Origin of the sequence: Borborobacter arsenicus (assembly GCF_003934165.1) — a bacterium.
In the GTDB taxonomy this organism is placed as follows: domain Bacteria; phylum Pseudomonadota; class Alphaproteobacteria; order Rhizobiales; family Rhizobiaceae; genus Pseudaminobacter; species Pseudaminobacter arsenicus.
This window is the reverse complement of sequence record NZ_RKST01000017.1, coordinates 1-25,156: the sequence shown is the minus strand read 5'-3', so window position 1 is coordinate 25,156 and position 25,156 is coordinate 1. Positions and strand designations below refer to the sequence as shown.

At 61.5% G+C, this 25,156-nt stretch carries 24 protein-coding genes; 20 read left to right on the top strand and 4 right to left on the bottom strand.

The genetic code is table 11. The annotated features are described in order from the left end of the window. Window positions 1-4: 4 nt before the first annotated feature. Window positions 5-901: a TauD/TfdA dioxygenase family protein gene (locus EET67_RS18385; RefSeq protein ID WP_245451041.1), complete on the bottom strand. Its 897-nt coding sequence runs from the start codon at window positions 899-901 to the stop codon at window positions 5-7. Window positions 902-1,260: 359 nt separating this feature from the next. On the opposite strand from EET67_RS18385, the gene EET67_RS18380 reads away from it, so the two are divergent. The 7 genes from EET67_RS18380 to EET67_RS18350 all read left to right on the top strand — a co-directional run bounded on the left by EET67_RS18380 (window position 1,261) and on the right by EET67_RS18350 (window position 9,427). Beyond that, window positions 1,261-3,291 carry a hydantoinase/oxoprolinase family protein gene (locus tag EET67_RS18380; protein WP_128627669.1) on the top strand — a complete coding sequence of 677 codons (2,031 nt, stop codon included), beginning with the start codon at window positions 1,261-1,263 and terminating at the stop codon, window positions 3,289-3,291. Next, complete coding sequence (locus EET67_RS18375) at window positions 3,284-4,954, top strand: hydantoinase B/oxoprolinase family protein (RefSeq protein WP_128627668.1); 1,671 nt, start codon at window positions 3,284-3,286, stop codon at window positions 4,952-4,954. Before EET67_RS18380 ends, EET67_RS18375 begins: the two co-directional genes overlap by 8 nt. Beyond that, window positions 4,954-5,484, top strand: a complete 531-nt coding sequence (locus EET67_RS18370) for a PPC domain-containing DNA-binding protein (RefSeq protein WP_128627667.1) — start codon at window positions 4,954-4,956, stop codon at window positions 5,482-5,484. The genes EET67_RS18375 and EET67_RS18370 overlap by 1 nt, the downstream gene beginning before the upstream one ends. 35 nt (window positions 5,485-5,519) lie before the next feature. Next, window positions 5,520-6,581, top strand: a complete 1,062-nt coding sequence (locus EET67_RS18365; protein WP_128627666.1) for a TRAP transporter substrate-binding protein — start codon at window positions 5,520-5,522, stop codon at window positions 6,579-6,581. Window positions 6,582-6,645: 64 nt separating this feature from the next. Then, on the top strand, window positions 6,646-7,182 hold the full coding sequence (locus EET67_RS18360) for a TRAP transporter small permease (RefSeq protein ID WP_128627665.1): 537 nt from the start codon (window positions 6,646-6,648) through the stop codon (window positions 7,180-7,182). A 2-nt stretch (window positions 7,183-7,184) separates the two neighbouring features. After that, a complete protein-coding gene (locus tag EET67_RS18355) occupies window positions 7,185-8,489 on the top strand; it encodes a TRAP transporter large permease (protein ID WP_165899956.1) in 1,305 nt (434 codons plus the stop codon). A gap of 38 nt (window positions 8,490-8,527) precedes the next feature. Further along, window positions 8,528-9,427, top strand: a complete 900-nt coding sequence (locus tag EET67_RS18350) for a LysR family transcriptional regulator (protein ID WP_128627663.1) — start codon at window positions 8,528-8,530, stop codon at window positions 9,425-9,427. Window positions 9,428-9,481: 54 nt separating this feature from the next. On the opposite strand, the gene EET67_RS18345 is transcribed toward EET67_RS18350, so the two are convergent. Continuing rightward, the gene (locus EET67_RS18345; protein WP_165899955.1) at window positions 9,482-10,189 is read right to left on the bottom strand and encodes a GntR family transcriptional regulator; all 708 of its coding nucleotides are present in this window, start codon (window positions 10,187-10,189) and stop codon (window positions 9,482-9,484) included. Between the two features lie 308 nt (window positions 10,190-10,497). On the opposite strand from EET67_RS18345, the gene EET67_RS18340 reads away from it, so the two are divergent. The 8 genes from EET67_RS18340 (at window position 10,498) to EET67_RS18305 (ending at window position 18,262) form a co-directional block, all read left to right on the top strand. Further along, the gene (locus EET67_RS18340; RefSeq protein WP_128627661.1) at window positions 10,498-11,193 is read left to right on the top strand and encodes a fumarylacetoacetate hydrolase family protein; all 696 of its coding nucleotides are present in this window, start codon (window positions 10,498-10,500) and stop codon (window positions 11,191-11,193) included. A 3-nt stretch (window positions 11,194-11,196) separates the two neighbouring features. After that, window positions 11,197-12,087 (top strand): polysaccharide deacetylase family protein, encoded by an 891-nt coding sequence (locus EET67_RS18335; RefSeq protein ID WP_128627660.1) that lies wholly within the window; start codon window positions 11,197-11,199, stop codon window positions 12,085-12,087. A gap of 3 nt (window positions 12,088-12,090) precedes the next feature. Beyond that, window positions 12,091-12,951, top strand: a complete 861-nt coding sequence (locus EET67_RS18330; RefSeq protein WP_128627659.1) for a branched-chain amino acid ABC transporter permease — start codon at window positions 12,091-12,093, stop codon at window positions 12,949-12,951. Next, window positions 12,948-13,892: a branched-chain amino acid ABC transporter permease gene (locus EET67_RS18325; RefSeq protein ID WP_128627658.1), complete on the top strand. Its 945-nt coding sequence runs from the start codon at window positions 12,948-12,950 to the stop codon at window positions 13,890-13,892. Before EET67_RS18330 ends, EET67_RS18325 begins: the two co-directional genes overlap by 4 nt. Window positions 13,893-13,948: 56 nt before the next feature. After that, window positions 13,949-15,208 carry an ABC transporter substrate-binding protein gene (locus EET67_RS18320; protein WP_128627657.1) on the top strand — a complete coding sequence of 420 codons (1,260 nt, stop codon included), beginning with the start codon at window positions 13,949-13,951 and terminating at the stop codon, window positions 15,206-15,208. Window positions 15,209-15,281: 73 nt separating this feature from the next. Then, window positions 15,282-16,040: an ABC transporter ATP-binding protein gene (locus EET67_RS18315; protein WP_128627656.1), complete on the top strand. Its 759-nt coding sequence runs from the start codon at window positions 15,282-15,284 to the stop codon at window positions 16,038-16,040. Further along, the gene (locus tag EET67_RS18310) at window positions 16,033-16,737 is read left to right on the top strand and encodes an ABC transporter ATP-binding protein (RefSeq protein ID WP_128627750.1); all 705 of its coding nucleotides are present in this window, start codon (window positions 16,033-16,035) and stop codon (window positions 16,735-16,737) included. The genes EET67_RS18315 and EET67_RS18310 overlap by 8 nt, the downstream gene beginning before the upstream one ends. Before the next feature lie 28 nt (window positions 16,738-16,765). Then, the gene (locus tag EET67_RS18305; RefSeq protein ID WP_128627655.1) at window positions 16,766-18,262 is read left to right on the top strand and encodes an aldehyde dehydrogenase; all 1,497 of its coding nucleotides are present in this window, start codon (window positions 16,766-16,768) and stop codon (window positions 18,260-18,262) included. Between the two features lie 73 nt (window positions 18,263-18,335). On the opposite strand, the gene EET67_RS18300 is transcribed toward EET67_RS18305, so the two are convergent. Both EET67_RS18300 and EET67_RS18295 read right to left on the bottom strand, forming a co-directional pair. Next, window positions 18,336-19,343: an amidohydrolase family protein gene (locus EET67_RS18300; RefSeq protein WP_128627654.1), complete on the bottom strand. Its 1,008-nt coding sequence runs from the start codon at window positions 19,341-19,343 to the stop codon at window positions 18,336-18,338. Window positions 19,344-19,386: 43 nt separating this feature from the next. Continuing rightward, window positions 19,387-20,130 carry a GntR family transcriptional regulator gene (locus EET67_RS18295; RefSeq protein ID WP_128627653.1) on the bottom strand — a complete coding sequence of 248 codons (744 nt, stop codon included), beginning with the start codon at window positions 20,128-20,130 and terminating at the stop codon, window positions 19,387-19,389. 181 nt (window positions 20,131-20,311) lie between these two features. Between EET67_RS18295 and EET67_RS18290 the strand changes: the two genes are divergently transcribed. Genes EET67_RS18290 through EET67_RS18270 form a run of 5 tightly spaced genes read left to right on the top strand, consistent with a single transcriptional unit; the run spans window position 20,312 to window position 24,926 of the window. Continuing rightward, a complete protein-coding gene (locus EET67_RS18290) occupies window positions 20,312-21,370 on the top strand; it encodes an ABC transporter substrate-binding protein (RefSeq protein ID WP_128627652.1) in 1,059 nt (352 codons plus the stop codon). A gap of 11 nt (window positions 21,371-21,381) precedes the next feature. After that, window positions 21,382-22,191, top strand: a complete 810-nt coding sequence (locus EET67_RS18285; RefSeq protein WP_128627651.1) for an ABC transporter ATP-binding protein — start codon at window positions 21,382-21,384, stop codon at window positions 22,189-22,191. After that, on the top strand, window positions 22,178-22,999 hold the full coding sequence (locus EET67_RS18280) for an ABC transporter permease (RefSeq protein ID WP_128627650.1): 822 nt from the start codon (window positions 22,178-22,180) through the stop codon (window positions 22,997-22,999). Before EET67_RS18285 ends, EET67_RS18280 begins: the two co-directional genes overlap by 14 nt. Window positions 23,000-23,033: 34 nt before the next feature. Next, on the top strand, window positions 23,034-24,020 hold the full coding sequence (locus EET67_RS18275) for an asparaginase (RefSeq protein WP_128627649.1): 987 nt from the start codon (window positions 23,034-23,036) through the stop codon (window positions 24,018-24,020). A 15-nt stretch (window positions 24,021-24,035) separates the two neighbouring features. After that, window positions 24,036-24,926 (top strand): polysaccharide deacetylase family protein, encoded by an 891-nt coding sequence (locus EET67_RS18270; RefSeq protein ID WP_128627648.1) that lies wholly within the window; start codon window positions 24,036-24,038, stop codon window positions 24,924-24,926. The last annotated feature ends 230 nt before the right edge of the window (window positions 24,927-25,156 follow it).

Genomic DNA, 25,156 nt, shown 5'->3' with positions numbered 1-25,156 from the left:
AGCTTCAGTGGACGGGCCTGACGCCGAAGGTGTCGGCCAGAACCTTGTCCGCCATCACCTGACAGCGCTTGATCAGCCGGTGCTCATCCGGCCCATAATCGGCAATAGCGTTGTGGATGGTGCCGAAATTGTCCCACATCAGCACATCGTTTTCTGTCCAGAGGTGCTGGTGCTGGAACTCCGGCCGTATCTGGTGCGTGAACAGGAATTCCAGGATTTCGTCACTTTCGGCAGCCGGCATGCCGTCAATCGAAACGGTATACCCGGGATTGGCATAGAGCACGCTGCGGCCGGTGATTGGATGCGCCATAACCATGGGATGCGAAACCGGAGGCTTCTTGCGACGCTGTTCCTCGGTCAGGGGCGGGCGGGCGCTGCCCTTTTCCCTGCGCATCTTCTCCCAGAACTTGTTGAAGTCATGGGTTGCAGTACGTCCGTCGATGCGGCGCTTGATGTCGTCCGGAAGCATCTCATAGGCCTTGTGCATGTCGCAAAAGGCGGTGCAGCCCAGAGGACGTCCGTCACGCCGAGGGATTTTGATCCCGTAAAGGATGTTGGCGAAGGCGACCGTGCTGCTGTAGGACATGTCGGTGTGCCAGTCCTGCCCCGCATCGGCAAAGCCGATCGGCTTTCCATCTTCGCGCATATTGGACAGGATCATGATCTCGGGGTGATCCTTCTCCTGGAAGCTGCTGGCGACGTTGACTTCCAGCTCGCCGAAATTGCCCGAAAAAGCCTTCAGATGAACCGGTTCGAGCTTCTGATCCGGAATGCAGATCACGCCGTGTTCGCCCACCGCACGAACGATCCCTTTGACCTCATCCTCTTTCAGGGGGCGCGACAGGTCTAGGCCCTCGATGCGTGCTCCAAGCGCTCCCCCGGTCGGTATTACCTTCATCATCAATGCTTCCTCTCCATCTTCCGGCGCCGAGCCGTGATCCGTCATTCTTGGGACGAAGCGCTCTGCAAGAAAAGCCGGCGCCGGTGCATCTTGCTGTTCGTGAAACAGAAACAATCCCGCTCGCCGCGTCTGGCCGATCATCATGGGTATTGATCCAAGGCGGCATGCCCTGGCTTGTCGCGATACGTCCTGAAGGCTTATCCGCGACGGCTCCCGAAACTCTGGGCGGCAAAATCGACGTTCGATCCTATTGACATCAATCATGTTAGCGATAACATATCAAAAGTTGCCAGCGTACCACGCCAGTGGAGCAAATTTCATGTTGGCGCTAACAGCCGAAATATATTGCGGAGTGAAGCATGGGTTTGGTTGCAGGTGTCGACGTCGGTGGAACGTTCACGGATATCTGCGTCGTCGATGAGACGACGGGCACCGTGAAGGTCACCAAGGTTCCCACCACGCGCAACCAGGCCGAGGGTTTCGTGAGCGGGTTGCACCAATTGGGCGACATTGCGGAGCTTCGGGCCATTGCCCACGGTACCACCGTCGGCACCAATGCGCTGCTTGAAAGGAAGGGGGCGGCCACCGGCCTGCTCACCACCGAAGGGTTTCGCGACATACTCGAACTAGGGCGCCGCACCCGGCCGACACCCTATGGGATGAAGGGCGAGTTCCAGCCGCTGGTCGCGCGCAGCCGCCGCTCGGAAATCCGCGAACGCATGGATGCCGAAGGCCGGGTGCTGGTGGAGCTCGATCGCGCAGCCGCAAGAGCGGCGATCGAGGCGCTGATCGCCGACGGCGTGGAATCGATCGCCGTGGTCCTGATGCACAGCTATGTGAATGCCGAGCACGAGGAGATATGCCGGGAGCTCATCGCCGAGTTCGGCGATCGGGTCTTCATCAGTTTGAGCCATGACGTCCTGCCGGAGATCGGCGAGTTCGAGCGGACTTCGACCACAGTCATCAACGCCTATCTGCAGCCGTTGATTTCCCGCTATCTGGAGCGGGTGGACAGGGAGTTGCGTTCGGCCGGCTTCAGCGGACCCTTCCACATCATGCAGTCCAACGGCGGGGTGCTGAACGCCGAGAATTCAGCCCGCGCGGCTTGCCGTAGCGTACTGTCGGGCCCGGCCGGCGGGCTGATGGCTGCGCATTTCATCGCCCGCAAGCTCAACCGGAACATCATTTCCGCCGACATGGGCGGCACCAGTTTCGATGTTGGCCTGGTCATGGGCGGCGAGCCGATCCTGTCGGAACAGAAGGAGGTAGCCTACGGCATTCCTTCCCGGATTCCGATGATCGACATCGACACGATTGGGGCAGGGGGCGGAAGCATTATTCGCGTCAATGCCGGCGGCTTGCTGACGGTCGGTCCCGAGAGCGCCGGCTCCATACCCGGGCCGATCAGCTATGGGCGAGGCGGCACCGAGCCGACAGTCGCCGACGCCAATGTCGTGCTCGGACGCATCGATGTCGAGCGCATTTCAAGTGATGCAAAGTCGGCGATCGGCGGTGCTCTGAAGGCGTTCGAGGCCGTTGGCGAAAAGCTTAATCTGGACGCCGAAGCGGCAGCGGAAGCTTCGCTGAAGGTGGCCGACCTGCTGATGGCCAATGCGATCCGCAGTATTTCTCTCGAGCGCGGGTTGGACCCGCGCAAGTTCAGCCTGCTTCCCTTCGGCGGAGCAGGTCCCGTACATGCCTGTGCGATTGCAGATCAGCTCGGCATCCGCTCGGTCGTGGTGCCGCCTTGGCCGGGAGTGTTCTCCGCCGTTGGCTGCATCATCTCTGGCGTCCGCTTCGACGACACGCGCTCGGTGCTGAAGCGCCTGGACCGGATTTCCGCAAAGGAAATCCGCGAACTGTTCGACCTGATGGGCGAGCGTATCTTTGCCATCATCGACGGCGAGGGCCTCGCCCGCGATGAAGTCGTGCTGAACTATGAGGCCTCGCTTCAATATGAGGGCCAGACTCACCGCGTGCTGGTGCCGTTGCCGGGACCGAATGTGGAGCCGGACGAACTCGCGCGCATCTTCGAGGCCGCCTATGCAAAGGCGTTCTCGGTCAGCGTGTCGGAGCTCCCGATCCGGCTCGTCAACCTGCGGGTCCGGGCCGTCAGCGCAGCCGAAAGCCGCATCGAGCTGAAGGTCGACATCCGCCGCACAGGCAGCGCAGCAGATGCGGTAGTCGGCGTCACGCGCATGCGCTTCGGCGGCGCCTGGCACGAGGCACGGGTCTATGATCGCTGGGCCATTCCCATCGGTGTGGATGTCGCTGGCCCTGCCCGTATCGACCAGTCCGACACCACCATCATCATCCCGCCGGGCTGGAGCGCTGCGGTCGACGACTTCGGCAATCTCGAAATCACCCGCGAGGAGGCCGGCCATGCTTGATCCTATCACGCTCACGGTTCTGCATCATCGCTTGCAGCAGATCACCGAAGAGATGGACGTCATCCTCGACCGAGCAGCCTTCTCGCCGATCATCTCGGAAGGGCAAGACAGGGCGTCGGGCATCTTCGATCCGGTCGACGGCAAGCTGATCGCGCAGGGCGCCACCGGCATGCCGATCCATATCGGGGCCATGCAATATGCCGCCGCCACTATCGCCCGCCGGCCGGGCGGGCATGCGCCGGGCGATATCTATATCATCAACGATCCCTATAAGGGCGGCACGCATCTGATGGACGTGAAGCTGATCATGCCGGTCTTCGTGGAAGGCAAGCTGTGTTGCTTCCTTGGCTCCAGCGGCCATTGGCCGGATATTGGCGGTGCGGTACCGGGCGGCTTCGTGACGCGGGCAGTGGAGGTCCAGCAGGAAGGCATCCGCATCGGTGGCCAGCGCATCTGCCGCGGCGGCGAGATCGAGCAGGACCTTCTCGATCTGATCCTCGACAATGTTCGCGTGCCCGAACAGCGCGTCGGCGACCTGAAGGCGCAGATCGCATCGCTACGTGCGGGCGAGGCACAGATCGAGCGGCTGCTTTCGGAATATTTGCTTGAAGTGGTCGAGGAGGCGATCGCCGCGCTGCGCAGGACCTCGGCCAATCTGATGATTGAGCGCATCGCGACCCTCAAGCCCGGCTGCTACAGTTTCGAGGATGCGCTGGACAATGACGGTGTGGAGGACAATCCGCTCTGGATCAGGCTCGACCTGACCGTGGAGCCGGACCGCCTGGTCTTCGATTTTTCCCGCTCGTCCCCGCCTTGCCGCGGGCCCATGAACTCGGTGATCAGCACCACGGCTTCTGCCGTGTTCGTGGCGCTCAAGCACATCTATCCGGAAATCCCCATGAATGGCGGATGCTTCGATCCGGTCGAGGTCATCGCGCCGGAAACGACTTTCCTCAATGTCGGTTATCCCAAGCCCGTCTCGGGCTGCGCGGCGGAGGTTTCGCAACGCGTGGTGGATGTGGTGTTCGGGGCAATGGCGCAGGCCGCGCCGGGCGAGCTGACGGGTGCACCGTTCGGCTCGGCCATCAACGTCACCATCGGTGGTTTCGATCCTGGCCAGAAGAAGCATTACGTCTTCTATTTCTATTCGGGCGGTGGGGCTGGCGGTTATCAGGGCGGCGACGGCCTTTCCAATGCCTGCAGCACGGTCGGCCTTGCCAAGACGCCGCCTTTGGAGGTGGTGGAGCAGCAGACCCCCATCCTGTTCGAGCGCTATGCCCTGCGCGAAGGCTCGGCGGGTTCCGGCCAATTCCGCGGCGGGTTGGGGGTCGAATACAAGCTCAGACTCATGCGCGGTGAAGCGCGCCTGTCCGTGCTCGGCGATCGCGCCAAGTTCCAACCCTATGGAATCGAGGGTGGTCTGCCGGCCGCCGGCACCCGGATCGATATGGAGATTTCCGGGGACGGCTACACCCCGCCCATGCTGGCCAAGGACGAGGGCATCGTCATTTCCAGCGGCGACACTTTCACATGCCGGACGCCCGGAGGCGGTGGCTTCGGCGAACCGGCCCGGCGCGATCCGCAGCGCATCGTCCGCGATCTCGCCAATGGCTTCGTGGCCAGCGACGGCCAGAAAATTTCTGAAAGCAAGGAGTTGATTTGATGCCTTCCATAATTGCCAAGGCCAGCATGGGCGACGTCATCTGGGCGCAGCTCGAGCCCGATGCCGACCTCTACCTCGAGATCATGGAGATTTGTCGGCGCGAGAATATCCGCAGCGGCGTCATCCTGAACATCGTGGGTGGGCTGCGCAAGGCGCGGCTCAGCATGCCGATCAAGGAAACCGATATGGATTCGCCTCCCGGCGTGCTGGAGCTGGAGGGTATGATCGAATGCAGCGGCGTCGGCACGATCGGTATCACGCGCGATACCTACGATTCCGAAAGCATCACCGGCATTGTCTATCACGCGGACACGCCCAACCTGCATATCCATCTGACTGTTACCCATGCCGGTAAGTCCTATATGGGTCATCTGATCGAAGGCTGCCTGGTGCGTTCCGTGCATCCGATTTCGCATTTCACCATCGTGCTTGCCCGCACTGAGGGTGCCCTGCTCAACTTCCGTGTTTCCAAGGAAACCACCGAAAAATATCCATTCGGGATTCCGCTCCACGACCTGGTCCAGGAATGACCCGATCTTCGAATGTCAACTAAAGGGAGGAACTCATGATAAAGGCATTCATCAAGGCTGCGATGGCAGCGGCCCTCCTGACCTGCGGGTCAGGTCTCGCCATGGCCGAGCAGATCAACTGGGTCTATTCGAACGGTTATGCGAAAGATCATTTCCAGACCGGCCTGCTTGCCGACGAATTCTTCAAGCGTATCGAGGAGGAGACGCAAGGCCAGCTCAAGATCAGGCATGTGGCAGGCGGTGCGCTGCTGAAGCCGGAAAACACGATCGAAGGCATTCGCGGCAAGGTGGCCAATCTCGGCTCTACCGTTGTCTCCTTCTTCCCCGGCCAGCTGCCGATCTCGGCCACGCTGGCGAGTCTGGTTGATCTTCGCTACGGCAACAAGCTGGAGCTGGAGGACATCGCCGATCTCACCGCCAAGCTGCTTGAAGAGGTGCCGGAATTTTCCGCCGAATATGAGAAGCTCGGCCTCAAGCCGCTGCTGTTCGTGCCGTCGCCTGCCTATGCGGTGATCTCAAACGATCCGATCGCCAAGCTCGAAGATCTCGGTTCGAAGAAGATCCGCACGCTCGGCAATGTGTTGCCTAAGCTGATGGAAGCAGCCGGGGCGGTGCCGCTCTCGGTCGCCTTCGGGGAAATTTACACCAGTCTGCAGACCGGCGTGCTTGACGGCGCGATGACCGACCCGCCGGCCATGTTGAACGCCAAGTTCCAGGAAGTGTCGAAGAACCTGCTCACCACGGGTCCGGGTGCCGGTGCCTTCACTGCCATCGCGCCCGTGCTCTACCTGGTCAATCTCGACGACTGGAACGCGCTGCCGGCCGATGTTCGCGACGCTGTCACCAAGGTTGCCAGGGAAATGGGGCCGGTCGCTTCCAAGCAGGTGCGCGAATATTCCGACAAGGCATTCGGGGAATTCGAGGCGGCCGGGGTGACGATCCATCATCTGAGCCAGGACGACACCGACGCGCTTGCCGCCAAGGCGCCGGATTTCATGGCGCTGGCCGCCGAGGTCCTGAAGGAAAACAAGCTGCCAGGCGATGAGATCATGACCAAATATCAGGCGTTGGCCGATTCCTACATCAACGGAAAATAACCCTGGAAGGGCAGGACGGCGTCGCATTCGGCGCCGCCCTGCCTCTTCACTTCGGGAGGGCGCAATGCACAGGTTATCCAGCTATCTGAACCGACTTCTGCACTTGGGAACCGTGCTCGGTGCCCTGGCGCTCATGGCAATCTCGCTTCTGGTGGGCATCGATGTCACCTTGCGGTGGATCACCGGACGCTCGATCACCGGTGTTTTCGAGGTCTCCAGCGTGTTGCTGGTGATGGCAACGTTCCTGCCGCTGGGAATGGTGCTTTTCCGGCATGAGCAGTTGCGCGTGGACATCATCTTCGATTGGGTCCGCGGCCGCACGGTCGCCGGCCTGGCGCTGGTGGACGTCGCCACCGGGCTGCTCGTATTCGGCCTGCTTTTGTGGATCACCACGGGGGAATTCCAGAAGGCCTATGAGGGGCGCTTCCTGCTGCGCGGCATGATCGAAATTCCGACATGGATACCGCTGGGGATGATCTGGGCCGGGACGGCTCTCGTCCTCGTCACCCTGCTGTTCCAGGGCGTCGAGGCGCTGCGCCGGCTCGCCGGCCGTGGCGAGACGCCCCGACAAGATCATCGCGACTCTACGGCGGAACACTGAAGATGGACCCGGTAACCCTCTCGCTTGCCGTGTCACTCGGGCTGCTGGTGCTGCTACTGGGTGCGGGCGTTCACATCGGCGCCGCCTTGGCGCTGGTGGGCATCGTCGGCTCCTATGTATTCCTCGGAAGCTGGACTGCCGGCCTCAACCTGCTGCTGCTACACGCCGTGGACATCTCCAGCTCCTATACGATGATGGTGATCCCGCTCTTCATTCTGATGGGAGGCATCGCCTCCGCCTCGGGTATCACCAAGGATTTGTTCAATCTGTTTTATCGCAGCTTCGGCCGCCTACCGGGCGGCGTGGCGGTTGCAACTGTTGGCACCTGTGCCGGCATGGCCGCCATCACGGGCTCAAGCGTTGCCACGTCGGCTGCGATGAGCCGCATAGCATTGCCGGAACTTCGTCGCTTCGGCTATGACGAGCGCATGTCGACCGGCGCGATCGCAACCGGCGGAACGCTGTCGATCATGATCCCGCCCAGCATCACGCTGGTGCTTTATGCAATATTTGCGCAGCAATCAGTCGGCAAGATGCTGATTGCGGGCGTCATTCCCGGCCTGCTGCTGGCTCTGGGTTACATACTCCTGATCGTCATACGCTGCAGGATCAACCCCCGCCTCGGACCTCCAGGCCCGCGTTTCAGCTTTAAGGAGCGCGTCGAACTGCTGCCTGGTGTCCTTCCGTTCCTGCTTGTCATTGCAGCCGTTATTGCCGGCATCCTGTTTGGTGTATGGACGCCGGTCGAATCTGCCGCTGTTGCGGTCCTGCTGGTCACGGCCATTTCCGCGCTGCAGGGGCGTCTCAGGTTTCGCCAGTTCGTTGATGCCTGCTGCGAGGCGGTCAACATGTCGGCATCGGTGTTCATTGTGGTCATCGGATCCATGGTGTTCAGCGGCTTCCTGGCGCTCAACGGTTTCAGCGATATGATCGCCGAATCCATTCTAGCGATGAACCTCAGCCCATTCGCGCTTCTGTTGCTGCTGATCGCCATCTACATCGTCCTGGGCATGTTCATGGAAGTCTCCAGCCTGCTGGCGCTCACCATCCCGCTGGTGATGCCAATCGTGCTGACGGTGGGCTGGAACCCGATCTGGTTCGGCGTGGTCGTGGTGTCGCTTATGGAGGTTGCCGCGGTGACACCGCCGGTCGGACTTAACCTCTACGCGGTCAAGGCATCGGTGCCGTCGATCAGCCTGAAGACGATCTATGTCGGATCGGTGCAATTCTGGCTGATCAACATCCTGCTGATCCTGCTGCTGTTCGCCTTCCCGAACATCGCGCTCATCCTGCCCAATATGCAATAGGGGCCATGGTCGCACATATGCTCTAGCGAGATCATGCCATGCCCCAACTGCGCCTGATCCGCGTCTTCGTCGAGGTCGCACAGGCCGGCAGCTACACGACGGCGGCGCGCAATTTGCATATGGCGCGCTCCAGTGTGTCCAAGCACATCACCAGCCTGGAGCAGATGCTGGGCGTAGCGCTGCTGACACGCTCCACCCGGCATGTTTCGCTGACAGTGGCCGGCCAGTCTTTCCTGGAAGGGGGGCTGCGTCTGGTCCGGGATTATGAGCGCCTGGAAAGCGAAGTGCGCGCCAGCATCGGCAGTCTCCGCGGCGAGATCAGGATCGGGGCGCCGCCGGCTTTCGGCGCTGCCCATCTGGTGCCGGCCATCCACGTCTTCACCCGGCTGAATCCGGAAGTCGGTATTTCACTGCTGTTGGACGATGGCAGCCTCGACCTCGTGCGGGAAGGGTTGAACATGTCCATCCGCATTGCGCCGGGGCTGAAGGATGCCAGCCATGTCTCACGCTTTCTCGCGCAGGTCCCGCAATGCCTGGTTGCCGCGCCCTCCTATCTTCGCACCCACGGCGAACCGCAGGAACCCGACGATCTGCGCCGCCACAATTGCCTCGTCCATTCCATTAAATCACCCACCAATATCTGGCGATTGGGCGAAGGGGCATCGGCTGTTTCGGTGCCGGTCAGCGGTTCGCTACGCGCTGCTTATGGCACGGCGCTACATCAAGCCGCCCTGCTCGGCGCGGGCATTTCCATGCATCCGACCTATATGGTCCGCGACGACATCGCCCAAGGCCGCCTGAAAATTGTCCTGCCCGCAGCGCCTCAGCCGGTCGGGCTCGAAATCCACGCCATCTATGTTAACCGCAATACGTCGGTGTTGGTGCGCAGTTTCCTCGACTTCCTCTCCGATCACCTGTCCCACCGTTCCGACTGGTGATCGTCTGCTCCCGCTGCAAGCCGGACTTACCCCACAGCAGCCACTTTCAAGGGATCATGGTGTCGGCAGCATGTCACGCGAGATCGCGCGGATAAGGGCTATCTTCACGCCTTCGACGTGGTCGCGCATCAGCAGCTCCGCCCGCCCTGCATCGCGGCAGAGTATGGCCTCATAAATGCGATGGTGGTCGTCGTGGCGGCGGCGCACGTCGAGGCGTTCGAAAGCGATGACGTTCCGGTGCGATGACGGGGCGACTTGCTGGGACAGGCGTAATTGGTCGCGTAGCATGCGTGATTGGCTCGCCACATGGATGGCATTATGGAAGGCGGCATTGATCTCCCCGTACAAGGTACGGTCGGCGGGGGAGAACGCGTCCCGCTTCAGGAACATTTCGCCGTCGTGCAGGGCCTTCTCGATAATGGCCCGCTCCTGTGCGGCAAGGCCGAGCTGGGCGGCGCGCCTGGCCGCCAGCCCCTCAAGGGCTGCACGAATCTCATAAGCCTGGACGATGTCGTCTATGGAATATTCGCGCACGTAGTAGCCGCGGTTGGGGATATGATCCAGCAGCCCCTCGCCAGCCAGCGACTTGAGCGCCTCGCGGATCGGCGTCCGGGAAACCTTTAGTCGTTGCGACAGGCCGAACTCGTACATGCGCTCTCCCGGACGGAACTCGCCCGCCAGAATTGCACCGCGCAGCGCCTCGGTCGTGGATGCGCTACGGGTCGTGGCTTCACTGTCATTCATGGCAGCATTCGTCTTCATGCTCGCATCTTTCAATTGCACACGTTCCTCGAGCCCGCATTTCGTTGGCTTCCATATCCGCCCGGATTCCACAAGGGTGGAAGGCGTATCTTTCCCATGTTTCGGCGCGAAGGCTGCATTTTTGGAAGTCGGCGCCCGACATGAGGATTCATGCATAATGTATACATTATTGCTTGACAGAGGGTAAGATGCATATAATTTTCAACTTCAAGAAATTACCGCCACCTTGCAGCCAAGGGACTCGGCAGTGTTTCAGGGGAGGCTTTGCCGAATATGTCGATGTGTTTTTGCGTGGAAATGGCCCGCTGATGGCACTGCTGTTCAATCCGAATGTCGTGACGCTGCCGATTGTCGGCAGCCAGGATCGTTTCCCGGTGCGCCGGGTCTATTGCGTCGGCCGCAACTATCTTGAGCACATAAGGGAAATGAAGGAGGGCGATGAACGCGACCCCCCGTTCTTTTTCCAAAAGCCCACCGATTCCGTGACATCGGAAGGAACGGATATCTCCTATCCGCCACAGACCGACGACCTCCAGTTTGAAGTCGAACTGGTGGTGGCGATAGGGAGTTCAGCTACGGGCGTTCCGGTCGAGCGCGCGCTGGATGTCGTGTTCGGCTACGGGGTAGGGGTCGATCTTACCCGGCGTGACCGTCAGCGCGAATCCTTCGCCAAGGGCCTGCCCTGGGAAATCGGCAAGTCCTTCGATCAGTCGGCGCCATGCGGGCCAATTCATCCCGTCGCTGCAATCGGGCATCGTCTGGCCGGGGCAATTTCGCTCTCGCTCAATGGAGCCGAACGGCAGCGGGGGGATCTGGCGCAGATGATCTGGAATCCGCCCGAGATCATCTCCAACCTGTCCGCGTCATACAGGCTCGAGCCAGGCGATCTCATCATGACGGGCACGCCGGCAGGCGTTGGCCCTCTGGTGCCGGGCGACAAGCTGACTGCATCCATCGAAGGGCTTGCCCCCTTTTCATTCTCCATCGGACCGAAGGTGTCCTGAGCCATGTTGCCCACCGAACGCATTTCATTTTCTGCCATCACCGAACGCGATCCGCTGAGGCTGCCGGACAAGAAACGGATGGTCGTTTGGGTCATCGTTAATATCGAGGAATGGGATCCGCGTGAGACCATGCCGCGCACCGTTCTGACGCCGCCGGCCGGCGGATCGCCGCTCCCTGATATCCCCAACTGGGCCTGGCACGAATATGGCAACCGCGTTGGTTTCTGGCGTCTGCTCGAGGCGCTGGACAATCACGGCATTCGCGCGGTTCTGGCCATCAACGGCAAGGCAATTGCGTCCTACGAGCCCATTGCCCGCGCCGCATTGCAGCGCGGATGGGAGTTCATGGGCCACGGTTTCGGCCAGAAGAACATGCAAAAAGTGCCCGACGAGCGCGAAGACATCCGCAAGACCGTGGACGCGATCAAGGCCTTCACCGGCAAGGGACCGCGCGGCTGGCTCGGACCCGGACTGACCGAAACCTGGGAAACGCCCGATCTGCTGGTCGAAGAAGGCTTCGACTATGTGTGCGACTGGGTGCTCGACGATCAACCGGTGGCACTCAAGACCCGAACAAGGCCAATCCTCAACATTCCCTACACGCAGGAATGCAACGACGTCGCCATGATGCTGATCCAGCATCACAAGGCCAGCGAGTATCACGACCGGGCGATGGATCAGTTCGAGCAGATCTATCACGACAGCGCCGATTCCGCGCGCGTCATGGCGCTTGTGGTCCATCCCTACATCATGGGGGCTCCCCACCGGGCCAAATACTTCCGGCAAATCCTCGAAAAGATCAGCCGCCTTCCCGACGTCGCCTTCTGGACCGGCGAGGAGATTCACGATTGGTATCTGGGCGAGCGTCCCGATGCACTGACGGGCGCGGCCTGATCCATGGCCAGCCTCAATCTGGTCCAGATACTCAACGGCCTGACGTTTGCGGCGCTATTGTTCATCGTCGCGTCCGGCTTCACCCTGATCTTCGGGCTGCTGCGTATCGTCAATCTGGCGCATGGCGCGCTCTATCTGTTCGGCGGCTATGTCGGCTATACCGTGTCGGGTATGTCGGGCAGCTTCGCGCTCGGCATTCTGGCTTCCATGCTGGCGGTCGCATGCCTTGGGCTGTTTATCGATCAAGGCCTGTTGCGCTTCGTCCGTGGCTTTGTCCTGCGGGAAGTCCTGCTGACGCTCGGCGTCGCCTTCGTCCTCAACGATCTGGCATTGGTTATCTGGGGCGGCGATACATTTTCGGTCGAAGTTCCGGCGATATTGCGCGGGGCCGTGCATATTGGCGGCACATTCTATCCAAAATATCGCCTGTTCGTGCTGGTTCTGGGCATTTTCACCTTTATCGGACTTTGGCTTCTGCTGAACCGCACACGTCTCGGTGCGCTTATCCGCGCCGGTGTCGATGATGCCGAGATGGTCGAGGCGATGGGCATCAATATCCGTCGCGTCTTTCTTGCGACCTCCATGCTGGGTGCGTCTTTGGCAGGCCTCGGCGGCACGGTCGGCGGCGCCTTCCTGACGCTCTATCCAACGGCGGATTCGGAAATCCTCGTCTTCTCGCTGGCGATCGTCATCATCGGCGGCAGCGGCAGCCTGGTCGGCGCGGCCGTCGGCGCATTGCTTGTCGGTCTTCTCAACACGATCGGGCAGGTGATGTTTCCCGAACTCGCCTATTTCGTGATTTTCGGCCCGATGGCGGCGATCCTTGCCTTTCGCCCGCTCGGTCTGTTTGGGAGAGCTACATGATGCGTTCGGCAACTGCCCTGGCCCTGCGTTCGCCTCTCTCCTTCCTTGCCCTGCTGGCCGTGATTTTCGGGCTGCTGCCGCTCCTGGTCTCAAGCTACCAGACGAGTGTCGCCAACGAGATCCTGATTTTCGCACTCCTGGCGATGTCGATCGACGTACTGGCCGGTTATGCCGGGAGGACTTCGCTTGGCCATGGGGCGATTTTCGGCATCTCAACCTATGTCGTGATCTACTGGACCACGTTGATGGGCGGTTCGCCCTGGGTCGGATGTATCCTTGGCATAGCTGCGGCGACACTCACGGCTGCCGTTTTCGCGCTACTAGCGGTGCGTGTCAGCGGCGTCTACTTCCTGCTGCTCACCCTTGCGCTCGGAATGATCGTGTGGGGTGTGTGTCTGCGCTGGACCAGCGTGACCGGCGGCGAGAACGGTATCCGCGGCGCGGGCCGCCCTGACGTCATCGCCGATCCGATCGCGTTCTACTACATGACACTGGCGACGGTGCTGTTTTTCACCCTGGTCATCTGGCGTTTCGTGCATTCGCCCTTCGGCCTGACGCTGCGCGGCATCCGCGATAGCGAGAGCCGTATGCGCAGCCTCGGCTACGGCACGGCCACGCATATGTTTCTCGCCTTCACCATCACCGGGCTGTTTGCCGGAGTGGCGGGCGCGCTTTATGCCCTGTTCAACGATTTCGTCAGCCCGTCGACCGTTCAATTGGCCCAGTCGGTCGAGGGTCTTCTCATGGCTATCATCGGTGGCGTCGGCACGCTGTTCGGCTCCTTCATCGGAGCGGCCGCCATCATTCTTCTGGAGAATTTCGTCAGCCAGTACACAGCGCGCTGGCCGATGGTTCTGGGCCTGATGTTCATCTGCACCATGATCTTTGCCCCGCAGGGCGTGCTCGGCGCCCTGCGCAAGCTGATGGGGTGGAAACAATAGTCGGGCACTGAGAACGCAAATCGCGTCAACCGCGGAACAACGACAAGGAGGAAGTCATGGACCGCAGAAAATTCCTACATAATACAGGCTTGGCGCTTACCGCCACGGCCACTGGCATGCTGGCAGCGCCGCGCATCGGATTTGCGCAGGCAAAGCCGATCCGTATCGGGCTCATGGCTCCGCTGAGTGGTGTCGTGGCTGCCGGCGGCAAGGAGATCGTCGAAGGCTTCAATATGCTCTGGGAGGAAAAAGGCAATGCCATTGCCGGTCGCCCGGTCGAGGTCATCGTGGAGGACGATGCCGGCAACCCGGACACTGCCCTGCAGAAGGCCCGCCGCCTCGTCGAGCAGGCCAATGTCGACTTTCTGTTCGGCAATCTTCTGGCCAATACCGGGCTCGCAGTCGCCAACTATGTGAAGGGCAACGGCGTACCCTATTTCATCCCGGTGATCGCGGCAGATGACCTCACCCAGCGCGAAAGCGTGAGAAACGTCATCCGCGTTGCCGGCTATACTGCAAGCCAGATGCCGCGCCCGCTCGCCGATTGGGCGCTGAAGCAGGGCTACAAGCGCATTGCCACGATTGCCCAGGACTACACTTTCGGCCATGAGCAGTGCGCCGGCTTTGCCCAGGTATTCACTGAAGGTGGCGGCGAGATCGCAGGCCAGCTCTGGAACCCACTGAATACGGCCGATTTCAGCCCCTATATCGGCCAGCTTGCCAGTATGAATGTCGACGCTGTCTTCGCCATGGAGCTTGGCGCTGACGCAGCACGCTTCATGAAGCAATATTCCGATTTCGGCCTCAAGGGTCAGATTCCGCTGCTCGGCGCACAAAATTTCACCGACCAGTCGGTGATCCGCACGCTTGGGGAAGAATGCGACGGTATCGTCTCGTCGGCGCATTTCGCCGAAGGCTCGGATAACCCCGAGACGCAGGCATTCGTCAAAGCCTACAGCGCCAAATACGGCAAGATGCCTTCCCTTTACGGCTTCTCGCACTATTCGGGGGCGTTGTGGGTCGGGCAGGTCATCGAACAGCTCAAGGGCGACATCTCGGACCGCGAAGTCTTCATCGATGCAGTGCTGAAGAGCGAGCTTGCCAATTCGCCGCTCGGCCGGCCGGTCCGCTTCGACGACTACGGCAACCCGATCTACGACGTCTATATCCGTAAGGTCGTGAAGAACGCGGATGGCAAATACTGGAACGTGCCGATCGAGACCTATCCGGCCGTGTCCCAATTCTGGACCTATGACCCGAAGGAGTACCTAGCAAAGCCACCCTTCTCACGCGAAAACCAGGGCATCCAGAAATAGGGTACCGCCTTCCGGAAGGCGCAGTGGCGGTCGCCACTGCGCCTTGCTTCTTCACTGAACAAAGAGCCGCCTCGTGTCAGAACCAGCGCTTGTCCTCAACAAAATAGTCGTTGCCTTTGGGGCGCTGAAGGCGGTCGACGACATCTCGCTAACCGTCAAAGGTGGTGAGCGTCGCGCGGTCATCGGGCCTAATGGCGCGGGAAAGACCACTCTGTTCAACGCCATTACCGGCGTCCGGCCACCGACCTCCGGTCGCATCACCTTCGAAGGCAAGGAGGTGACCGGCAAGCCAGCACAGATACGTGCGCGCATGGGCATGAGCCGGACCTTCCAGATCACCAATCTGTTTCCGACGATGACCGTGGACGAGAACATGCAGCTTGCCCTGCGTGGCACCGGCCGCGGCAAATTCTCGATGCTGGGGTCCATTCGCCTGACGAGCGAGGAGCACGATCGCGTCAGCTCCGCCCTTCAGATGTCGCGGCTGGGTGAGCGTGGCGCGGTGGCTGTCAATGAGCTTTCATATGGCGAGCAGCGTCAGCTCGAAATGGCGATGGCTCTGGTGTCCAACCCGCGCCTTCTCCTGCTTGATGAGCCGGCGGCGGGATTATCGCCGGCCGAGCGCCACATGGTCGCCGACATCATCCGTTCGCTGCCGCATGATCTCACCATGGTCCTGATCGAGCACGACATGGAACTCGTGCTCAATCTCGTCGACAAGGTAACGTGCCTCAACAACGGCCAGATGCTGGCCGAGGGCTCGCCCGAGGACATCAGCAACAATCAGCTGGTGCAAGACGTCTATCTCGGAAAGGCCCGTGCCGATGCTTGAGGTTCGCAATCTGCACAGCTTCTATGGCGATGCCCATGTCCTGCATGGCGTTTCGCTTGAGGTGAAGGCGGGCGAGGTCGTGGCGCTGCTTGGCCGCAACGGCATGGGCAAGACGACCCTGATCCGCTCGATCATGCGGCTGGCGCAACCGCAGATGCGTGAGGGCTCGTTGCTGTGGAAGGGCGAGGAGCTGAAGCATCTCACGCCTCACGAAGTGGCCAAGAAACGCATCGCGCTGGTGCCGCAAGGTCGCCGGCTGTTCCCGTCGCTTACTGTCGTCGAGCATCTGACGATGCTGAAACCCGCCAGCGCCAAACATGGCTGGACGGTCAACCGCGTGCTGGAGATGTTTCCGCGACTGGCCGAGCGCAAGAACCATCGCGGCAACCAGCTTTCGGGTGGCGAGCGGCAAATGCTGGCTGTCGGCCGCTCGCTAATGATCGACCCCGAGCTGGTGCTGATGGACGAACCCTCGGAAGGCCTGGCCCCGGTCATGGTGCAGCATCTTGAGACCATCATTGCCGACCTGGGCAAGACCGGGCTCGCCATATTGCTGGTCGAGCAGAACCTCTACAGCGCTCTTTCCGTTGCCTCGCGCATCTATGTGCTGGAGACGGGCAAGGTGGTGCATGCGGCAAGCGTGGAAGAAGTCAAGAAGGACCAGGCCCCGCTGATGCGCTTCCTCGGCGTGCATTGAGGCCGGTGCAGTTAAAGGGGATGCTGAAATGACGGTAAAGCATTGGGGCCTGTCCATCGACGGTGGCTATCGTCCGGCGAAATCAGGACGAAGCTTTAGCGTCGAGAACCCGAAAGACGGTTCGATCGTTGCGGAGGTTGCCGAAGGCGATGCAGCGGATATAGAGGTCGCCGTGACGGCAGCTGAGCGAGCCTTTCCTGTATGGGCAGCGCTGACGGGGGCGGAGCGTGCCGACATCATGCACCGCACTGCGGAACTGTTACGGCGGCGCCTGCCCGAACTCGTCACGATAGAAATTGATCAGATCGGCCGGCCGCGCCGTGAGATGGCGGCGCAATTGGCCCGCCTGCCGGAATGGTTCAGCTATTTCGGGGCTGTGGCGCGCACCCATGAGGACACGGTGCCGCCCTTTGCCGGCGAATACCTCAACTATACCCGCCGCGTGCCCCTTGGCGTGGTTGGCCATGTGACGCCGTGGAACCATCCGCTGCTGATTTTGACGAAGAAGGTCGCGCCCTCGCTTGCCGCCGGCAACGCGATGGTGGTGAAGCCGTCCGAACTCGCGCCGATAACGCCACTGCTGCTCGGGGAAATCCTGAAGGAAGCGGGGGTGCCCGACGGCGTCTACAATGTCGTTCCGGGCTTTGGCGCCACCGCTGGCCTGGCCTTGTCGTCACATCCCAGAATCCGCAAACTCGATCTCACCGGTGGTACGGAAACCGGCAAGGCGGTGGCTTCGATTGCAGGCCGCAACCTAGTGAAGATGGCCGCCGAATTGGGCGGCAAGGCCGCCGTCATCGTCTTTCCGGATACGGATGTGCAGCGTGCCGTTGCTGCCACGCTGTTTGCGTCCTTCATCGCCAGCGGGCAGACCTGCGTGCAGGGTGCTCGCTTGCTGGTCCACCGCTCAATGCATGATCAGGTCGTGGCCGAACTCGTGCGCCGCGCCGCAGAGATCCGGCTGGGTGACCCGCAGATCGAGACGACGCAGATGGGACCGCTGGTTTCAAAAAAGCAGCGCGATCTGGTGCAGCGCTATGTGCACATCGGGATAGAGGAGGGTGCGCATCTGGCCTTCGGCGGAGAGCCGCCACAGGGGAGCGCCTTTGCGTCCGGCTTCTATATGCTGCCAACCATATTCACCAATGTCACACCCCGGATGCGCATTGCGCAGGAAGAGATTTTCGGCCCTGTCGTCTGCGTGATGCCGTTCGACACCGAAGAAGAGGCGTTGACAGCTGCCAACGGCACGGAGTTCGGGCTTGCCACCAGCATCTGGACCCGCGACATAGCGCGTGCCCATCGCGTGGCGCACGCCCTTCAGTGCGGCATCACTTGGATCAACGATCATCACCGGATCGATCCGGCTTCCCCATGGGGCGGGTTCAAGATGAGCGGCATCGGCCGTGAAAATGGTCTCGTCGCCTACGAGGAATACACCCAGATCCAGAACATCATCGTCAATCTGTCCGATACGCTGTTCGACTGGTACGCCGACGACGACCAGGCCAAACGCTACAGTTGAGGGACGCGGCCGGCGAAAAGCCATGGCCGGCGGCGTATGAGCCTCCGAGCGCTGCGGTGACGCTTTGGCTCAGCTAAAGGTTTAGCAGCCGAGCGGCATTGGTGGAAAAGATCGCCTCCTGTTCAGCGGCTGACAATTGCGCCTGCTTTTCCACCACTTCGACCGGTCGCTCATAGCCCATGTCGAAGCAGTAGTCGCTGCCGAGCAACACTCGCTGCGGGCCGACTTGCTGGATCAGATAGGCAAGTGCGTCGTCCGAATGCGCTACCGTGTCGTAGTAGAACCGGCCCAGATAGGTTTCGGGCCCCTTTTCCATGTGGGCAAGCTCGGGCCGGACCGTCCAGCCATGCTGCAGCCTGCCGATCAGGAAGGGCAGCGCGCCGCCGGCATGCGGTAAAACGAAGTCGAGTTTGGGAAACCGGTCGAGCACACCGCCGAAGATCAGATGCGCGGCGGCAACCGCCGTATCGAATGGATTTCCCAAAAGGTTGGAAAGGAAGAACTGCTTGAGCCGGTCTTCCATGCCGATCACCTTGAGCGGATGCAGGAAGATTGGCAGGCTGGCGGCTTCGAGCGCCTCATAGACCGGAAACAGCGAAGGGTCCGACAGCTCCATGTCGCCGATGCATGTGCCCATATAGACGCCGCGGATTCCCGGCGCTTTGGCAATGCGTTCGATCTCGCCAAGCGCTTCTCCTGCATGGTGTACCGGCAGCATCGCCAGGCCGAAGAGACGGTTCGGATAGCGCTCGTGTGCGGTCACCAGATCGTCGTTGAACACTGCCGACAGACGTCGCGCCAGCGAAGGCTCGGCCCAATAGACCATGGGTTGGGTCAGGGACAGGAACTGCGCGCTGACGCGCTGCTCGTCCATTGCCGCGATGCGCAGATCGAGATCGAAGAAATGCGGCCGCAGCGGGCCTGCATGCAACGGCCCGACATCGACGATCGGTCCACGTGGATCTCGTTTGACGCAGGCGCCACAGTTACAGCCTTCGCTCTCGATGAGATCGACATAGCGTGCCGAATAGTAATGCGCATGCACGTCGATGCGAGACAGAGCCTGAGACTGAAAACTCATATCGTTACCTTCTGAAGATGCGCCTTGCTTGTTGGTCGTGCTTTCACCGGCCGATTTCAGTGTGCCGCCCGGCCGGGCCTTCGCTAAGCCGGATGGCGTCGATGAGCGCGGTGGCGGTGTTGCGCAGATGCTTTTCGATGACGGCCTGTGCCCCGGCCACATCGCCCTTTTCGCAGGCCGCCAGCAATTCCCAATGCTCTTCCTGCGAGCGGGCGCGCCCGCCGGCGGAGAGATAGAAGCGCACATAGCGTTCGACATTGCCGCGATACTGGTCGATGGTTTCAACCAGATGCGGCCATCCCCCCGCCGAATTGATGGTGGCGTGGAAGCGGTGGTTCAACTCCATCCATGGAGCGGTGGCAGCGGCATCGTCGAGATGCCCGTCCATCAGTTCCAGCGTCTGTCGCATCGCCTTGAGGTCCGCCGCGGACAGGCATTCGACGGCGCGGCCGACCGCGAGCCTTTCGAGGGCAACGCGGATCTCGAACATCTCGACAATCGTCGCCGGGTCGAGGCTTGCGACCTCCACGCCTCTGTAGGGAAAGACGACCACAAGTTTTTCGACTTCGAGCTGCTTCAGCGCCTCGCGCACGGGCATGCGGCTTACCCCGAGGCGCGCCGCCAGTTCATTCTGGTCCAGCCTTTGACCGGCCGGCAGCCGTCCGTCGATGATGGCGTTGCGCAGCAGCTTCAGCACCGCATCCTTGCGGCTGATGGGGGCCGTGACCAGTTGCTGTTCTTCCGCCGACAATTCCATGCGGTTCTCCGTTCTGACTGGCTGCGCCATGCGCCGACATCCTACGTCAAAGTCCTCCTCTAGCGGCGGAAGATGTCGAAAAGCAACTATTGATATCCATGATCTAATATATTAGCTTGCCGATCGCAAGCGCCATCTAGTCCGGTCAGGGCGACGGAATCGCGCCAGGGTCCGGGTCAAAAACAAACGGACGATTTCCACGGAGGAGGAAATGAACAAAACCACTCGGACCGCAGCCGCACGTGTGGCGGGGGGCCTTCTGGCCGCACTTCTGACCACTACCAGCCTATGGGCTGAGGACCTGAAGCAGTTCCGCTTCATGTTCCCGGTCGATAGCGTGAACCAGTACCATCCCTTCTATATCGCCGATGAGCTCGGCTATTTTGCCGAGGAAGGGCTGGACGTCGAATTTCAGGATGCCGGCGGCTCAAGCGCCGCCATCCAGCAGGTGCTCGCGGGCAACGCCGATGCCGCCCTGCCGGCACCCAGCGCATTTCTCAATGCCGTCGCCCAGGGCCACGATCTGAAATGGGTCTTTTCCTATCAATACGCCAATATCTTCACTCTGGCTGCCACGGCAGAATCGGGCATCAAGACCATTGCCGACCTGAAGGGCAAGAAGATCGGCGTCTCCGACCTTTCCGGCGGCGAGGTGCCGCTGGTTCGCGCGGTTCTGGCCGGCGCCGGCCTAAATGCAGGCGTGGATGTGGACATCGTGTCGGTGGGCGACGGTTCGGCGCTGACGGTGGATGCGCTTCAGTCCGGCCAGGTCGACGCCTATTCCTCGAACCTGTTCGATCTCGCCGCGATCAAGGCGAGCGGCATCGACATGGTCACCATCCTGCCCAAGGAAGCCCAGGACTTTCCCGCCAATGGAGTCGTGGTGACGGCCGAAGCGCTGTCGTCGAACGCGGACACGCTTGCCGCTTTCCTGCGCGCAGCCGCAAAGGGCGTCGCCTATGCGGCAGCGCATGACGACAAGGCCTTGGAGATTGCCAAGAAAGTGCGCCCGGAAGAATTCGAGGTCGAGAAGCTGGCCGCCGAGAACTGGGCCGCGGCCGGCATATTGAAGACGCCTCCAGCTGCGCTCGCCGACAAACCGATCGGCACGCATTATGTCGACGGGTTCCAGGCCTATCACGACTTCCTGCGCAAGGGCACGGAAGAGGAGGGCGCGCTTGCGGCCGACGTCGACCTTTCGAAGGCGCTCGATTCCTCGCTTCTCGAGGCGGCCAATTCGTTCGACCGGAAGGCGATAGCAGGCCAGTGACGATGCACAGCATGACGCCAGAAGCGAACCCCGGTCCTCCGGGGTTCGCTTCCCCGCCCAAGCCCATCGTCGAGGCCCGCGGACTAGCCAAGACCTTTTCGATCTCCGGCAGCGAAGTTACGGCGCTCGAGGGCGTGGATCTTTCCATCCGGCGGGGTGAGTTCATCTCCTTCGTCGGACCCAGCGGCTGTGGCAAATCAACATTCCTGAACATGGTGGCCGGGCTGCTTTCTCCCACCGGCGGGGAAGCCCTGGTCAACGGTGTGGCCGTTCGCGAACCGTCCAGGCAGGTAGGCTTCATGTTCCAGACGCCGGTCCTGCTGCCATGGCGGACGGTTGAGCAGAATGTGCTGATGCCGGCCGAAGTGTTCGGTCGCAAGGACAAGGCGGTCCGGGACAAGGCGCGTTCGGTCATCGAGGCCGTCGGCCTCGGCGGATTTGTCGGCGCCTATCCGCGCCAGCTTTCAGGCGGCATGCAGCAGCGCGTCGCGCTGGCGCGCATACTGACCTATGAACCTGAAGTGCTCCTGATGGACGAGCCCTTCGGCGCGCTGGACGAATTCACCCGTGAGGCGATGAATCTCGAACTGATGCGCATCACCCGGGCCGCCGGCATAACGGTGCTGTTCGTCACCCACAACATAACCGAGGCGGTGTTCATGTCGGACCGCGTGGTGGTGATGACGCCGCGCCCCGGCAAGGTGTCAGGCATGGTGGACATTGCCCTGCCGCGCCCGCGCGAAATCGGCCTGATGCAGAAACAGGCCTTTGCCGATCTCATCTTCGAAGTGCGTGGAATCCTGGGGCATGGCCATGGCTAGCATCAACGCAACAGCTTCCAATAACGTGCGGGCCGGCGGGCTCAGCGAGCAATGGCGCTATCGGCTGATATCGCTGGTCATCATCGTGGTCCTTCTGGCCGCGTGGGAGTTTGCGCCACGCGCCGGGCTGGTCTCGGCCATTATCCTGCCGCCGCTCTCCAAGGTGGCTCATGCGCTGCTGACGCTGGTGCAGCAGGATTTCTTCATGCGCCACTTCACGGTTACCTTGCGGGAAATCCTGATCGGCTTCGTGCTGGGCACGCTGATCGGCTTCGGCATCGGCACCGCGCTTGCCATCTGGCCTGCTGTAAAGCGCGTCAGCTATCCCTTCGTCGTCGGCTTCCAGGCCATTCCGAAGATTGTGTTTGCGCCCCTGTTCATTGCCTGGTTCGGCTTCGGCGAAACCTCCAAAGTGGTGATGGCGGTGGTGATTGCCTTCTTCCCGGTCCTCATCAACACGCTGGTGGGGCTGGAAAGTGTGCCGGAGGACGCGCGCCGGCTGATGCGCTCGATAAGGGCAACGCAGTTGCAGACCTTCTACAAGGTCTCGCTGCCGCACGCCCTGCCGGTGATCTTTGCCGGCGTCAAGGCGGCGCTGACCTTCGCTGTGATCGGTGCCATCGTCGGCGAGTTCGTCGGCGCGTCTGAAGGGCTCGGCTATCTGGTTGATCTCTACAATCATCAATTGCGCATCGACCGGGTGTTTGCCGTCATCACCATTCTTGCGGCGATCGGCGCCGGCGGCTACTTCCTGCTGGAATGGCTCGACGCGAAACTGATCTTCTGGCGCAATGAGGAGGGGCGCTGATCGCCCGTCCGCGCAGCATGCAGGTGGAATCTTTATGAGCAGACCCAAAGTCCACATCATCGTGCTTGGCGGCACGATCACCATGGCGCCGCAGAGCACCGCCGGCATCGCCCCCTCGATCTCAGGCGCGGAGCTGGTGGCGGCGGTACCGGCACTGGCTGAGGTGGCGGCGATCAGCGTCGCCACGCCGTTTTTGGTGCCGGGGGCCTCGCTGTCCTTCGCACAAATGCGGCAGGTCGATGAACTGGTCGACCAGGCACTCGACGGAGGCGCGCATGGCGTGGTGGTCGTACAGGGCACCGATACGATCGACGAGACCGGCTTCCTGCTCGATCTCACCTATCGTCGTAAAAGCCCGGTGGTGGTGACTGGCGCCATGCGCGGCGCCAACGCCGCGGGCGCCGACGGCAACGCCAATCTTCTGGCCGCCGTGACGGTCGCCGCATCGCCCGCGGCACGCGATCTGGGCGTGCTTGTCGTGCTCAATGACGAAATCCATGCCGCGCGTTTCGTTGCCAAGCAGCACAAGGCGCTGCCTTCTTCATTTGCGTCGCCGGGCTTCGGCCCGCTCGGCCATGTCATCGAGGGCAGGGCGCGTATTGCGCTGCGGCTTGCCCGCATCGATACCGGGCTGGGCCGGCCGGCGCCGCAGGCGAGGCCGGTCGCACTGGTAAGCGTCGGTCTCGGCGACGATGACCGCATGATCCGCGCCGTTTCCGAATTGGGTTACAAGGGTCTGGTGATCGAGGCGATGGGCGCCGGTCACCTGCCGGGCGGGCTGGTTGCCGCCAGCGAGCAGGTGGCGCGTGCGATGCCCGTCATCCTGGCGTCACGTGTTCCCGGCGGGCCGATCTTCGCCAGCACCTATGGCTTTCCGGGCTCGGAAATCGACCTTATCGGCCGGGGGCTGATTGGCGCCGGCCTGCTTTCGGCGCACAAGGCGCGGCTGTTGCTTTCCCTGCTGGTCGGGGCCGGCCGTGACACGGGCGAAGTCGCGAGCGCCTTCGCCTCGTTCCAGTAACTGTCAGGAGCTTCCATGACCGATACGATCGATCCCGATGTCATTCGCAACCGGCTACCCTATAGTCCGATCACGAAGCGGCCGCAGCTGCATCTTCCGAAGGGCGAGCGGGTAGCGGTCTGGACCATCGTGAATGTCGAAAACTGGTCGCCCGACAACGCTATGCCGCGCACTGTCCTGCCACCGCCCATGGGACAGCCGCTGCTGCCGGACATTCCCAACTGGGCCTGGCACGAATATGGAATGCGCGTCGGCTTCTGGCGCTTCCTGGAAGTTTTGCAGGCCCGTAACCTGAAGGCAAGCTTTGCCGTCAATGGTTCGGCCTGCCGCGTTTATGAGGAAGCTTGCAGGGCAGCTTTCGAGGCCGGCTGGGACTTCATCGGCCACGGTTTCATCCAGCGACCGATGCACCGCGTCGACGATCAACGCGCGGCTATCGCCGATACGATCGAGGCCATCCGCGTGCTGACCGGCAAGGCCCCGCGCGGCTGGGAAAGCCCCGGCCTGACCGAGACCGTCGCCACGCTCGACCGTCTGGCCGAGGCCGGTATCGAATATGTCTGCGACTGGTGCCTGGACGATCAGCCAGTGACGATGAACACCAAGACCGGCCCGATCGTCTCGGTGCCCTATACGGTCGAAATCAACGATGTGGTGATGACGGCGGTTCAGGGCCATCGTTCCGACGAGATCTACAAGCGCGGTGTCGATCAGTTCGACCGCCTCTATCTCGATGGCGCCAAGACCCCGCGGGTGATGGCAATCTCCATCCACCCCTTCCTTACCGGAGTGCCCCATCGCATCAAATATCTGGAGATGCTTTACGACTATATTCTTGGCCACGAGGGCGTCGCCATGATGACGGGTTCGGAAATCCTCGACTGGTATCTGGGGCAAACCAGATGATCTGATTTTGTCGCAACGGGTAACCGGGCGAAGAAGGGCTATCTGCAACGCCGCTCATGCGACGAGAATGTCGAGCCTAGATCCGGCCCTGACGGTTGCGGGCCAACCCAGCTAGCCCGCTTGATGCACGGCGCTGAGCTTTCGGCGGCCTGAAGCGGCGATCTGGTTGCCTTTGCGGTGCGTTTTCCCAAGCCTGCTCATGCGCCGGCGGTGATCCGTCGTGATGGAAG